Source organism: Acinetobacter tandoii (assembly GCF_008867985.1).
GTDB lineage: Bacteria > Pseudomonadota > Gammaproteobacteria > Pseudomonadales > Moraxellaceae > Acinetobacter > Acinetobacter tandoii.
In genome coordinates this window covers 422,205-435,902 of sequence record NZ_VXLD01000002.1, presented here as the reverse complement: position 1 = coordinate 435,902, position 13,698 = coordinate 422,205, and the positions used below count along the sequence as shown (strand labels likewise).

14 protein-coding genes are annotated in these 13,698 nt (G+C 40.6%); 6 read left to right on the top strand and 8 right to left on the bottom strand.

Annotated elements, in window-relative coordinates:
• Nucleotides 1–157 precede the first annotated feature (157 nt).
• From F4W09_RS05060 to F4W09_RS05045, 4 genes are all read left to right on the top strand, one after another.
• The gene (locus F4W09_RS05060) at nucleotides 158–685 is read left to right on the top strand and encodes a hypothetical protein (protein ID WP_016165852.1); all 528 of its coding nucleotides are present in this window, start codon (nucleotides 158–160) and stop codon (nucleotides 683–685) included.
• A 59-nt stretch (nucleotides 686–744) separates the two neighbouring features.
• Nucleotides 745–2,061, top strand: a complete 1,317-nt coding sequence (locus F4W09_RS05055; RefSeq protein WP_016165853.1) for a DUF445 domain-containing protein — start codon at nucleotides 745–747, stop codon at nucleotides 2,059–2,061.
• An 85-nt stretch (nucleotides 2,062–2,146) separates the two neighbouring features.
• On the top strand, nucleotides 2,147–2,806 hold the full coding sequence (adk, locus tag F4W09_RS05050; RefSeq protein WP_016165854.1) for an adenylate kinase: 660 nt from the start codon (nucleotides 2,147–2,149) through the stop codon (nucleotides 2,804–2,806).
• Nucleotides 2,807–2,891: 85 nt separating this feature from the next.
• Nucleotides 2,892–3,074 carry a hypothetical protein gene (locus F4W09_RS05045; protein ID WP_151504211.1) on the top strand — a complete coding sequence of 61 codons (183 nt, stop codon included), beginning with the start codon at nucleotides 2,892–2,894 and terminating at the stop codon, nucleotides 3,072–3,074.
• Between the two features lie 51 nt (nucleotides 3,075–3,125).
• Here the strand turns inward: F4W09_RS05045 and nth are convergent, their stop codons facing one another.
• Together nth and F4W09_RS05035 are read right to left on the bottom strand one after the other, a co-directional pair.
• A complete protein-coding gene (nth, locus tag F4W09_RS05040) occupies nucleotides 3,126–3,824 on the bottom strand; it encodes an endonuclease III (RefSeq protein ID WP_151504210.1) in 699 nt (232 codons plus the stop codon).
• A gap of 2 nt (nucleotides 3,825–3,826) precedes the next feature.
• Entirely contained in the window at nucleotides 3,827–4,618 is a 792-nt protein-coding gene (locus F4W09_RS05035; RefSeq protein ID WP_151504209.1) for an RnfABCDGE type electron transport complex subunit B, read from the bottom strand.
• A 342-nt stretch (nucleotides 4,619–4,960) separates the two neighbouring features.
• Here F4W09_RS05035 and gdhA point away from each other — a divergent pair, with 342 nt between their 5' ends.
• Nucleotides 4,961–6,304 (top strand): NADP-specific glutamate dehydrogenase, encoded by a 1,344-nt coding sequence (gene gdhA / locus F4W09_RS05030; RefSeq protein WP_026441301.1) that lies wholly within the window; start codon nucleotides 4,961–4,963, stop codon nucleotides 6,302–6,304.
• A 65-nt stretch (nucleotides 6,305–6,369) separates the two neighbouring features.
• Here the strand turns inward: gdhA and F4W09_RS05025 are convergent, their stop codons facing one another.
• The 3 genes from F4W09_RS05025 to rlmH form a co-directional block, all read right to left on the bottom strand.
• Nucleotides 6,370–7,140: an META and DUF4377 domain-containing protein gene (locus tag F4W09_RS05025; protein WP_151504208.1), complete on the bottom strand. Its 771-nt coding sequence runs from the start codon at nucleotides 7,138–7,140 to the stop codon at nucleotides 6,370–6,372.
• Between the two features lie 115 nt (nucleotides 7,141–7,255).
• Complete coding sequence (locus tag F4W09_RS05020) at nucleotides 7,256–8,032, bottom strand: DODA-type extradiol aromatic ring-opening family dioxygenase (RefSeq protein WP_151504207.1); 777 nt, start codon at nucleotides 8,030–8,032, stop codon at nucleotides 7,256–7,258.
• A gap of 114 nt (nucleotides 8,033–8,146) precedes the next feature.
• Complete coding sequence (rlmH, locus tag F4W09_RS05015; RefSeq protein ID WP_026441300.1) at nucleotides 8,147–8,629, bottom strand: 23S rRNA (pseudouridine(1915)-N(3))-methyltransferase RlmH; 483 nt, start codon at nucleotides 8,627–8,629, stop codon at nucleotides 8,147–8,149.
• Nucleotides 8,630–8,783: 154 nt separating this feature from the next.
• Between rlmH and F4W09_RS05010 the strand changes: the two genes are divergently transcribed.
• Entirely contained in the window at nucleotides 8,784–9,722 is a 939-nt protein-coding gene (locus F4W09_RS05010; protein ID WP_151504206.1) for a M20/M25/M40 family metallo-hydrolase, read from the top strand.
• A 282-nt stretch (nucleotides 9,723–10,004) separates the two neighbouring features.
• Here the strand turns inward: F4W09_RS05010 and F4W09_RS05005 are convergent, their stop codons facing one another.
• The 3 genes from F4W09_RS05005 to F4W09_RS04995 form a co-directional block, all read right to left on the bottom strand.
• Entirely contained in the window at nucleotides 10,005–10,385 is a 381-nt protein-coding gene (locus F4W09_RS05005) for a VOC family protein (RefSeq protein WP_151504205.1), read from the bottom strand.
• 131 nt (nucleotides 10,386–10,516) lie between these two features.
• Nucleotides 10,517–12,946 (bottom strand): endopeptidase La, encoded by a 2,430-nt coding sequence (gene lon, locus F4W09_RS05000; RefSeq protein ID WP_151504204.1) that lies wholly within the window; start codon nucleotides 12,944–12,946, stop codon nucleotides 10,517–10,519.
• Nucleotides 12,947–13,094: 148 nt separating this feature from the next.
• Nucleotides 13,095–13,685 (bottom strand): 5-formyltetrahydrofolate cyclo-ligase, encoded by a 591-nt coding sequence (locus tag F4W09_RS04995; protein WP_151504203.1) that lies wholly within the window; start codon nucleotides 13,683–13,685, stop codon nucleotides 13,095–13,097.
• Nucleotides 13,686–13,698 lie beyond the last annotated feature (13 nt).

Below are 13,698 nucleotides of genomic sequence, written 5' to 3'. Positions count from 1 at the left end.
GGGCTAGGTTGTTTAATTGCAACAGTGTGTTTTGACTTTATAGACAGTAAAAAGATCAGGTGTTGTATATAAGAATAGAAACAATTCTGTTAAAGTCAAAAACATGCAAAAAATTTGGAATGCATGCACAATTAAAATAAGGACAAAGGTGACAATAATGACAAGAGTTTATCCCTTGTTAGCATTGATAACATTATTCAATACAGCTTATGCGCAAGACCATCATTATTTACCAGATGCGAAATTGCCTCCTGAAAGTGTCAGCACATGGAATCTCGGAGCAGGGGTAACCCAACAACTGATTCATTTAAATACAGAATGGGTTAATCCTTATGGCATAGCCTATGCCAAAGTGGGTTTTTTTCTTACCGATGATTCCCCTTTTGGAACACAAATAGGTTTTAGATATCCTTACTATTTCACAGGAAAGGATAAAAACGGGTATTATGTGGGTGCCTATGCAGGTCATATTGCCAGTAAGCAAGTGGATAATAAAGATGAAACACGCTTAGGTGCAGGTGTAGATCTTGCATATGTTTTATTAAACAAAGATCGCATTAGTACATTCAGTGTCGGGCTTGGGGCAGGAGAAGAATTAAAAAATCGTGAGGGTGTGGTTGTAGAACACATAGAACCGAAAATACAATTCTCTTATACATTAAGTATGGGCTTAGGCAGAAAATAACCTGTTTAAAAAATTAAGAATTAATCTCTGTTATTTGGTCATTATTTTGGAAAATATGCATGCTTGAGTACATCAATCAGTTGTGGCAAACCTTTTTGAATCGTCCCGATTTTTGGGCTGTGCTGAGCATTATTCCTGTAACTGCTTTTGTAACTTGGGCACATGTTTGGATGGCACTCAAAATGGTGTTCTATCCAATTACTTTTTGGGGTTTTCATTTAGGTCCATTGCCTGTGGGTTGGCAAGGTATTGTGCCACGTAAAGCAGGACGCATTTCAGGCATTATTACGGATAATACATTATCTAAACTGGGTTCTTTGCGCGAATTTTTAGATGCCATGGATCCAGAAGATATGGCGCGTATTATTGGTGAGCAGGTTGGCTTTGAACTGGAACATCTGATTGATGAAGTCATGGTCGATCGCAATGCGGTACTTTGGGAAAATTTACCATATTCGATTAAACGCCGTATTTATGCACAGGCACACAAGCAGCTTCCAGAGGTGTTGAAAGAACTGGTAACAGAATTAACGGTGAACGTCGAGTCATTGGTAGACATGCGAGAAATGGTGGTCAGCCAAATGGAGGGTGATCGTCGTTTAATGGTGCGTATGTTCTTAAAAGTGGGACAAAAGGAAATCAATTTTATTTGGCATATTAGTGCCCTAATAGGAATGTTTTTTGGTGTGTTCCAAATGATTGTGTGGTTTGTGGTGCCTTGGCACTGGACAGTCCCATTTTGGGCATCGGTTTGGGGATTTTTAACCAATTGGATTGCAATTTGGATGGTCTTTAACCCGATAGAGCCACATTATGTACGTTACCCACAACTCACTGAATTAACTAAAGATCGTAAGTTTCCTTGGGTGAAACCAGTCTGGCCGAGAATCGGAACGTATAATATTCAAGGCGCGTTTATGAAGCGTCAGGAAGAAGTATCGGATGTATTTGCCAGTGTCGTTACTGAAGACTTGATTACGTTAAAATCTATCATGACTGAAATGATGTATGGCACGAAAAAAGACAAAACTCGTCGTATCGTCAAACGGCATATTAACCAAATTATGGAAACTCCACTGGTTCGTACATCATTGCAGCTATCTTTAGGGCCAAAAGAGTACGCAAAACTCAAGACGGACTTGATTGATCGCTCAATTGAAATTACGATGGTGCCAGTATGCGACCCTGCGTTCAATGCGAGCCGTGCACAGAAAATCTTTCAAATGTTCCGAGAGCGTATCCGAGAGTTAACGCCGAAAGAGTTCCAGAACCTGTTACGTCCTGCATTTCAGGAAGACGAATGGATTCTGATTGTATTAGGTGGGGTCACTGGATTTATAGCTGGTACAATACATTTGTTTGTGGCTTTCTTATAATTAGATACTCATGCTGACTGTTTAGATCTGCATAATTGTTGGCTCGAAGTATCATACATATTGTTTTAAATGAGGATGTTTTTTTATGCGCATTATCTTACTCGGACCACCTGGAGCAGGTAAAGGTACACAAGCTCAGTTGATCTGTAAGCGCTACAATGTCCCACAAATTTCAACCGGTGATATGCTCCGTGCTGCAATTCGTGAAGGTACTGAATTAGGTCTTAAAGCTAAAAGCGTAATGGAAAGCGGTGGTCTGGTTTCTGATGAACTGATCATTGGTCTTGTGAAAGAACGTATTGCTCAACCTGATTGTGTGAACGGCTGCATTTTCGATGGTTTCCCTCGTACAATTCCACAGGCTGAGGCTTTGGAAAAAGAAGGCATTAACATCGATCACGTGATCGAAATTGATGTACCTGACGAAGAAATCGTTCAGCGTTTGTCTGGTCGTCGCCAGCACCCTGCATCTGGTCGTGTTTATCATGTTGTTTACAACCCACCTAAAGTTGAAGGCAAAGATGACGAAACTGGTGAAGACTTGGTTCAACGTCCAGATGACCAAGAAGAAACTATTCGTAAGCGTCTAGGTTCATATCATACAGAAACTGAGCAGTTGGTTGGATTCTACCAAGGTCGTGCTGCTTCTGGTGAAAATGCTCCGACTTATGACAAATTAAATGGTTTACGCCCAATTGAAGACGTACAAAAAGATTTGTTCGCAATTTTAGATCAGTCAAAATAATTCAAACCTGAATTTTTGACTTTAAAAGAGTCCTAAGTCATATTAGGGCTCTTTTTATTTGTCCTAAATTTTTGAGGATACGATTTTGTTAAAAATTGGTTTATTCATTTTAGTGTTGGCATGCTTGGTCATGTTACTGGGTTTGTTATATATCAGCTTTAAAATGTTAAAAGAAACCCAACAAAAGCAAAAAGAAGAAAGTAAAACTGCGGAAAAACCCCAATATCAGTTACATCCGAAATTGAAACAAAAACAGCCTAAAAAATAAGAGCGTGATTTTTGGATAACAGCGTATCTTGTGCTAGATGCGCTGTGCTCCTTAAATATTATTAACAGGAATTGCGCGGGTAGCCCCAAATTCAAAACGCTCTGGCCAATTACACACATCTGACACCACGCATTCAGCACATTTGGGTTTACGTGCGATGCAGCAGTAACGACCATGTAGAATCAGCCAGTGGTGCGCATCGACCATAAATTCTTTAGGAATAACTTTGACCAGTCGGTGCTCAACTTCGAGGACATTTTTTCCTACTGCTAAACCTGTCCGATTGCCTAATCGAAAAATATGCGTATCCACCGCCATGGTGGGATGTCCGAATGCAGTATTCAACACCACATTTGCAGTTTTACGTCCAACGCCAGGTAAGGCTTCTAAGTCGGCACGATTATTCGGCACTTGACTGTTATGTCGTTCAATTAAAATTTGGCAGGTTTTAATGACATTTTCAGCTTTGGAATTATATAAACCAATGGTTCTGATGTATTGCTTGAGCCCTTCAACACCTAACCCCAAAATGGTTTCAGGTGTATTAGCGATTGGAAACAATTTATCTGTGGCTTTATTGACACTGACATCAGTGGCCTGAGCTGAAAGGGTTACCGCAACTAATAACTCAAATGGTGTAGAAAAGTTTAACTCCGTTGTCGGGTTGGGGCGCTGATCGCGTAAACGTTCAAAGAAGGTTTGAATTTGCTTCTTGGTCATGTTTTTAACGGTAGAGGTTTTGGTCACCATGTTTAAGCTCCTTGCCAAGCATTGAGTTGTTCGGTCAAGGTTAGCAATTGAGCACGCTTGTTTACATCTTCACGAACGCTAAGTTGTTTCTCTAACTTTTTAATTTGTGTTCGTAATTTTGCCAGCTCAATGGTTGATTTGGCATCTTGTTGGGTGACAGTAGGTGTTTTGTCGGCAACTTCAATTACAGGTACTGAATCAAGCTGAGTAGAGAATTGAGCAAATAATGCTGTATCAATTTCGGCACGTACTACAGGACCCTTACGCTGCAAGCGACGAGTTTCTTCACGTTGAATATGGGCATAGTAGCGTTGGCGTAAATCGTTTTGTTCTATTGTGCGTTCAATTTCGTTAGGTAAGCTATTTAAATCTTCGACTAAATCAATACAGTCAACTGGACAGGGTGGAATACAAAGTTCACAGCCCGTGCATAAATCAGTCAACACACTATGCATGAGTTTCCCCGATCCGATAATCGCGTCAACGGGGCATGCACTAATACATTTGGTACAACCAATACATTCATCTTCTCGAATAATGGCTTTCATTCGTTGTGGACGACCATCCGATTGAAGTGGCCATACGCTTTCCTCTGCTTTTAGAGATGGACGTTGTAACAATTCAGCTAAAGCATCAGCCACAGGTTGTCCACCTGGGACGCATTTATTGGTAGCTTCTCCTTCAGCAATTGCTTTGGCGTAGGGAAGGCAACCATCTCGATGACCACATAAACCACATTGAGTTTGGGGAAGTAGCGCGTCGATGTGTTGAATGAGAGCAATTTGCGAAATCATGCGAAAACCACGCCTGTTTTTAGAACAGGATTAGAGAGATAGAGTCAAATTTTTCTGAATTTTAGCATGATTTAGGTGATTAATCTTGTGTTCCAAATTAATGCATTAAATGTGTTTATATGGTGCAAAAAAAGGTGGGATTGTTAAGTCAGGGTTTAAAAATATGAAAGACAAACTTTATTTAATAGTTAAAATAATTATTTGTTATATATTGAAAATATCAAGTTATTTTAAATAAATATTGTGGAAGGTGGATAAAAAGTATTTAATGTTTTGCGCCAAAATTTATCACTTAATTTAATTTTGACCTATTTTGATTCATAAATTGCTGAGGATGAAGTGTTGAAATACAGTAGCCTAAACGACTTTTTGGATTACGTAAAAACACGTGATGCACACCAACCCGAGTTTTTACAAGCGGTAGAAGAGGTGATGACCAGTCTGTGGCCATTCATTGAAAAGAACCCAAAATATGCAGCACATGGATTACTTGAGCGTTTAATTGAACCAGAACGTGCTATCCAATTCCGCGTGTCATGGGTCGATGATCAAGGTAACACCCAAGTAAATCGAGCATTTCGTGTTCAATACAACTCAGCAATTGGTCCATTTAAGGGGGGGATGCGTTTCCATCCCTCTGTCAATTTATCCATTTTAAAGTTCTTGGGTTTTGAACAGACTTTTAAAAATGCCTTAACAACGTTGCCTATGGGTGGCGGAAAAGGCGGTTCTGACTTTGACCCTAAAGGGAAGTCAGAAGGCGAAATTATGCGTTTCTGCCAAGCATTAATGATTGAGCTATACCGTCACTTAGGTTCTAACACAGATATTCCTGCTGGGGATATTGGTGTTGGTGGCCGTGAAGTCGGCTATATGGCTGGGATGATGAAAAAACTCAGTAATGATACTTCTTGTGTATTTACTGGAAAAGGTTTGGCATTTGGTGGGTCTTTGGCACGTCCAGAAGCAACGGGTTATGGCACAGTATACTTTGCTGAAGAAATGCTAAAAACGCGTGGTGATAGTTTCCACGGAAAAACTGTGACCATTTCAGGTTCGGGTAATGTTGCACAATTTGCTGCCGAAAAAGCCATGTTCCTAGGCGCAAAAGTGGTATCACTTTCAGACTCGAATGGTACAGTTTATGTCAAAGACGGTTTCACCGATGAACTTTTAGCAGAAGTGATGCATTTGAAAAATGAAGCCCGTGGACGTATTTCTGAATTTGCATCTAAGCATGGATTTGAATATTTAGAAGGCAAGCGCCCTTGGGGGATTCCTTGTGATATCGCTTTACCATGTGCAACTCAGAATGAATTGACGGGTGAAGATGCAGAGGTATTATTGGCTAATGGTGTTTTCTGTGTTGCAGAAGGTGCCAATATGCCTTCAACACTCGATGCTGTAGAAAAATTTGTTGCAGCGAAAATTCTGTATGCACCAGGTAAGGCATCTAATGCTGGTGGTGTAGCCACTTCGGGTCTTGAAATGTCACAAAATGCATTGCGTTTAGGATGGAGCTTCGAAGAAGTCGATGAGCGTTTACATGCAATTATGAAAGATATTCACCGTAATTGTGTTAAATATGGCACAAAAGCAGACGGTAGCATTAATTATGTGGATGGCGCCAATATTGCAGGCTTCGTGAAAGTTGCTGATGCTATGCTGTCGCAGGGTGTGTTCTAAGACAGAAAACGAGCAGTTCAGATAAAAAAGCCGATGCAATTGCATCGGCTTTTTTATACTTGTATTTATTTTACAGTTTCGGTTTCAATGACCATATCTTTCACATAAGCATATTTAGATTGGTCCGCAGCAGGGTTTTGACGTTCAAAACGTTTTAGACGAACTATTTGGCGGGTTTTAGAATCGTGAGTATAGCCTTCGATATGGTCGTAGAATAAAGTCCAATCTTTATCGACAGTTGTTTTTATACCTTTGTCATCATATTTGATTTCACGAACTTGTAAGCACTCAATGCGAGCGACACCAGCTGAACAAGTTTTTGTTTCTGGCGAAATTTCTAAAAAGATGGTTTCACCTTGAGATTGGTATTTAGTTTCAGGTGTCATTTTCCCAACAAAGACATGTTTTTCGCCTTTCGCAGAAAGCAGTGTTAAGGTAGGTGCTTCAACATTTTGGCTATTCAAGGTAAATTGAATTGAACGTTGACCGAGTAAATCTGCTGCTAAGCGTTCTTGTTGCATTGCGGGTTCAGCACAAGCCATTTGTGTGCCCATCATTGCACCTGTGACAATTTTGTCACCTTCAATTTTCCAGCTCGTACCTAAACCGTTACAGCTAGTTTTTACAGACAATTGTCCTTGTGTATTAAACGACAGTGTTAAAGGTTTTGGCGTGGTCGATGTAGTGCTGATCCATTCATAGGCAGCAAGCGTTTTGTTTTGATCAGGAATTGATTGTACATTCACGGCTTGATCCAAATTTGATGGTGTTTGAGTTGATTGGCAAGCAGCAAGAGAAAAAGGCAACAAAGCAAGTAAAAGGTATTTCAATTTCATTTTTAAATTAACACTTTAGTGAATAGATACAAAACTAAAGGTTAAATTATTAATAAAAAAAAGAAATGAATACGTGTACAACATTTGTATTCATTTCTTTAATTTTTAGAAAGGATTAGTCAAAACGGTAAATGTCCATTCCCAATGAGCCCATTGTGAAACTGCTATGGACAATATTAAAGCGTGTGCCTGTACCCATTGTAAAAAATAAAGGCGCAAAATGTTCTAAAGTTGGATGATTGCGCTGTACATAGGGAATACTGTTCCAGTCCAATACTGCTTCATAGTCTTGATGCGACAGTTTTTGAACTACATAGTTTCGGAAGGTCGATGCCCATATAGGCACATCCTGCGATTCCCCATGCCATGACAATTCAGACAAATTATGGGTAATACTGCCCGAACCAATCAGTAGAACTTGTTGTTCACGTAAAACTGAAAGAGCTTGCCCAATTTGATAAATCTGTTCTGCTGACATATGCATAGGTAGTGAAATTTCAACCACTGGGATATCTGCATTCGGGAACATGTGGAGTAATGGCATCCACACACCATGATCACGCGGGCGGCTATTATTGGCGTGGGCATCAAATCCTGCATCAGACAGTCGCTTTAAAATGTCTTCGGCAAGTTGGGGGTCACCAGGAGCAGGGTAGCGAATTTCATATAGCGCAGGGGGGAAACCACGAAAATCATGCCAAGTTTCTGGGCGGATGCCCGTATTGACCTCAAGTGCCTGACTTTCCCAGTGTGCTGACATCACGACAATCGCTTTAGGTGTTGGTAGATTTAAACTCAAACGTTGTAAGGCTGGACCGACTTGTTCAGGGTTAAGCGCAAGCATGGGAGATCCATGAGAAATAAATAAACCTGGTAAAGTTTGTAGATTCATCGTCTTGCGCCTAATTTGAATAAGAGAATATGTTCATCATGCCAAAGAGAAATAGTTGAATAAAGCATTTCTATTCAACGTATTGTTGCAATTATAGAATGATAGGAGATGGCTTTAACCCGCCCGATGATAGGGATGATTGTGATTAATGCTCATGGCTCGATATAACTGTTCAATCAGCATGACACGCACCAATGGGTGTGGCAAGGTCAGTTTTGATAATGACCAATGCCATGCGGCTGCTTTACGAACCGCTTCTGAATGACCATCTGGTCCACCAATCGCCAAGGCGACATCATTGCCTTCTAGCATCCAAGACTTCATGGTATCAGCCAGTTTTTCGGTGCTGAATTCACGACCACCCACTTCAAGCGCGATGAGCGTTTCATTCTGTTTGAGTGCATTTAAAATGCTATCACCTTCAATTTGTCGATATTTTAAAATGTCGGCTTCAGAATCATTTTTTCCACGTTTTGCCATGGGCAACTCAATAATTTGCGTTTGTACAAAGGGTTGAATTCGTTTGAAATAATCTTCAAAACCCGTCAGAACCCAAGCTGGCATTTTTTGACCAATGGTCAGAATTCGTATTTTCATATCTGGCATCACATGCTAATTCAGCAGAATTATAGCGTTGAATGAATACAATCCAATCTCGATATACATTTTGCAATTGAAAATAATTACTGGCTGTTGCATTAATGCTCTTTAAGAACGAAAAAAAATTGTGATGACGGTGGAATAATAATAAATGAAAAGGAATAAATTTTTGAAAGTAGCTTGGGTTGGTTTATTGATGACGGCTATTTCGGTGGTTACGCAGAGTCAGGCCAATTCTGCGACCAGCCAACAAGCTGACGTCCAGAATGTCCAACTTTACTTACAGCAAATTATTGGTACAGGTTCATTTCGGAATCATCAAAATATTGCCGAATTAAATCGAGTTTCAGCTTGGATCAAAGAGCAAATGCGTTTATTTGGTATTCCTTGTCAATTTCAGAATTATATTGTGAATCGGCAGAATTATCGCAACGTGGTCTGTTCATTAAATGTGGGAGGAGCCGAAAAAGTCATCGTTGGCGCACATTATGATGTGTTTGGTCAAGTACAGGGAGCAGATGATAATGCCTCTGGGGTCGCGGGAGTGATTGAAGCGGCTCGTATTTTGTCACAGGAAAAAAGCCATCTAAGCCATAATGTAGAATTTGCTTTTTATACGCTTGAAGAACCGCCATATACCAATACAGAATATATGGGCAGTTATGTACATGCCAAGTCAGTACAAGCACAACGCGATAAGATTCAAGGGGTTTATATTCTGGAAATGATTGGCTACTACGATACAGCACTGGTGCAAGAATATCCTGTTGGATTGAAGTGGATTTATCCAAGTCACGGTAATTTTATTGCAGCGGTGAGTGATATCGATTCGCGTGGATTAGGTGAGAATTTTTGTGCTGCCATGCAGCAGTTGGAATGCCAGCGTTTAGTCGCACCGTCTTTTACCCCAGGATTGAATTTTTCAAGTCATAGCAACTATTGGAATTATGATATTCCTGCGATCATGCTGACCGATACCGCTTTTTATCGGAATAAGAATTATCATACGGCTACCGACACATTAAAGACGTTGAATCTTGAAAAGATGACTCAGGTGATCGATGGGTTGGTGCAAACGATATTGAAGTAAATAATGTAGGATGAAAAGGGCATCATCATTTTTATGTAGAAAAATTAAAGAATACCAATAAAAAACGCAGTCCTTGAATAGTGTAAGGACTGCGATCAAGAGATTATCTGCCTGGAGAAACAGATAACCTTTAAGAATAAGAAACATACAGCACATATGTATTCTTATTATTTAATATTGGGTGTTCTTTGGATTTTTTCAAGTCTGATTTGTGAAGGGAAACCTGCTTAATATTCAAAGTTAGAACATACGATAACCTTAAATTATTTACGATACGCTGGTTTACTTCATAGAATGTAAACCAATCATATTTCCTTCTGTATCAAAAGCTAAAACAATAAATCCGTACTCACCAATTGAAGTTTTTGATTCATGAATCTTACCGCCCGCTTCACCAATTCGGGCTGCTTCATCTGCACAGTCTTCACATGAAAAATAGATTAATGTGCTGTTTCCACCTGCGGCGACTCCTGACATTTGAACTAAAGCACCAGAAGCGCCATAAACTTGCATATCCGATGGGAACGCCCACATTTGAAGCGAGTTACCCTCAGAAGGAGGAGTCAATTCAGAGAGTTGAATATTAAATACTGCTTCATAAAATTGTTTGGCTCGGGTTATGTCATTGACATATATTTCAAACCATCCGACAGGGTTTTTCATTTTAATGGTCCTGTGTCATCCTTTGGATGCAATTTATTTTAGGGGATAAAAGCACGAAGATGTGTGGTGTTATTTACAGTAATTTGTAATAAAAAAAGAGAGCCGTAGCTCTCTTTTTTTTCTTGCTAAAATTAGTGACGTGCGGCTTTTTTACCATCATCGACTGGTTTTACAATTGGTGCTTTGACCAAAGGTTCAGGCTTTGATGTCAAGGCAAGAGGTAAAATCTCATCAATCGATTTCACTGCTTTAATCTCAAGCCCTTCTTTCACATTTTCAGGAATCTCTGCAAGATCACGGACGTTATCTTGAGGAATGAAGACTAATTTAATGCCACCACGGTGTGCAGCAAGCAATTTTTCTTTCAAACCACCAATACGCATTGCACGACCACCAAGACTCGTTTCACCTGTCATGGCAATGTCAGGGCGAATTGGGATACCTGTAAAGGCAGAAACCAATGCTGTAGTCAGTGCTAAACCAGCAGATGGACCATCTTTTGGTGTTGCACCTTCTGGTAAGTGGACGTGAACATCGGTCTCTTCAAAGCGAGTTGACTCGATGCCCAACTCATCTGCACGTGTACGTACCACGGTCATGGCTGCGGTAATCGATTCTTTCATCACATCACCGAGTGAACCCGTGGTGATAAATTTCCCTTTACCTTTGACCGCTGCAACTTCAATGGTCAATAACTCACCACCGACAGACGTCCACGCTAAACCGTTGACACGACCCACTTGCGCTTCATCTTCTGCCATACCAAAGTCAAATTTGTGTGGACCTAGGTAGTCTGGAAGATTAGCCGAAGTGACATCAACTTGTAGGTTTTTCGCCTTTTTGCTGACGGCTTCTTTTACCACTTTACGTGCAATTTTAGAGACTTCACGCTCTAAGCTACGCACACCTGCTTCACGTGTATAACGCTGCACGATGTCACGAATCGCTTCTTCATGAACAGTCAATTCTTTAGCACGTAAACCGTTGTTCTTAATGGCTTTCGGAACAAGGTAACGCTCAGCAATATTGACTTTTTCGTCTTCGGTATAACCCGGTAGGCGAATCACTTCCATACGATCCAACAATGCTTCAGGAATATTCATGCTGTTAGCAGTACAGATGAACATTACTTCAGACAGGTCAAGATCAAGATCTAAATAGTGATCGTTAAACTTGTTGTTCTGTGATGGATCAAGTACTTCAAGCAATGCAGAAGCAGGGTCGCCACGGTAGTCTTGCGCCATCTTGTCGATTTCATCGAGCAAAAACAAAGGGTTCTTCACACCAACTTTCGTTAACGATTGTACAATTTTACCCGGCATCGCACCGATATAGGTACGACGGTGACCGCGGATTTCCGCTTCGTCACGTACACCGCCCAGCGCCATACGGACAAACTCACGACCAGTCGCTTTCGCAACAGATTCGCCCAGTGAGGTTTTACCTACACCCGGAGGGCCAACTAAACAAAGGATTGGGCCTTTGAGTTTTTTCACGCGAGATTGAACCGCTAAATATTCCACAATACGATCTTTCACGTCATCTAAGCCGTAATGATCTGCATCGAGAATTTCTTGCGCTTTGCTTAAGTTAATGCTGACTTTGCTGGCTTTATTCCAAGGTGTATCTAAGATCACCTCTAAATAGTTACGTACCACAGCCGCTTCACTTGACGCAGGTTGCATCGCTTTAAGCTTACGGAATTCAGCTTCTGCTTTTTTACGTACGTGCTCAGGTAAATCTGCTTCAGCAAGACGTTTCTCAATTTCAGCTACGTCGTCTTCTGCACCGCCATTCATGTCAGAAAGCTCACGCTGAATAACCTTCATCTTTTCATTGAGGAAGTATTCGCGTTGGTTTTTCTCCATTTGACGCTTCACTGAGTCATGTAAAGTTTGCTCAATCTGTTGCTCTTCAGACTGTTGCAACAAATAGGTCATCAGTTCTTGTAGATGTGCCTCAAACTCATCGTGCTCAAGGAATTTTTGTTTCACATCAATATTCAGTGGAACACGAGTCGCTACGAAGAATAGCAATTGCAGTAAATCATCAATTTTGTTTGCTGCAGCAACGAGTTCACGCGCATTACGTAATTTTGCTTCAGCATATTGAGCAAATAGAGCACGTAATTCTTGAACACGTGTTGCTTGGGTTGTTTCGTCAATGTGAACTGACATAGGGCTAAGCGCATGTTCCGCAGTTAGATAATCATTTTCATCAATGATTTTTTCTAGCTTTGAACGATGCAAGCCTTCGATTAATACTTTTATACAGTTTTCATCATTTTCATGATTCACAACTTGTACAATCTTCGCGACAGTACCGTATTGATATAAGTTGTCGTGATCAATTTCTTCTGAAAGAGAATCTTTCTGAGCAACTACAAATACTAGATTGTCACTGTTACGAGCCACATCAACTGCATTGATCGATTTTTCACGACCTACAAATAGCGCGATTTGCATGTGTGGATACACCACCACATCACGTAACGCTAAAAGTGGTAATACACTTGGAACCTGAGGCTCTAAGGTTTCTTGATTCATAATAATTTCAGACATGGGCACTCCTAATGAGTGACAACGGTGTTGCCATGTTTTTTATAGTGATGGGTATTTTAAAAAATACAAGGGCAGGTCAAAATAAATTGTATAAAAAATGACTAAACATGTGATTTTTAAGTATTCTCAACAGTCAAAAATGTCAATTTTAGCGCTTGAAGCGTAAATGTTGTTGAGGCGTAAGTAGTCCGTCTAAAGGTTGGTCCCATTTTTCTCGAATAAGACGCTGTGGCACCAATTGGAAGTGATGGGCCAACCCGAGGCGAAAAGGACGGTGGTAGGGTGCTGAAGCTAAGGTTTTGTCATAAAACCCGCCCCCCATACCAATTCGTGTGCCATAAAGATCACACGCCAATAAAGGCATCAACAGCAGGTCCAAATGTGAAACGTGCTGTCCACGTGTTGCCATGGGCTCTTGCATACCGAGCGGATGATGAGAAAAACGCTTATTTTGAAATTGATTACGTGAAACTTTGACCCATAGCAAGCGCTGATTCATATTGCAAATCATTGGTAAATACACCGACTTTTTTTGATGAAAACAATATTCAATGATTTTATGAGTCTGAATTTCCCCAAAGGCATGTAGATAAATGCCGACATGCTTGGCCAGTTTAAATTCGGGCACAGATCTTAGGCGCCGTAAAATTTGCTGCTCGGACTGCTGTTGTTGATAAGCGGAAACTTGTCTGCGTTGTTTGCGAAGCTGTTTTCTGAGTTGGGCAAGTTCAATCGACATGGTGAACGCAGTC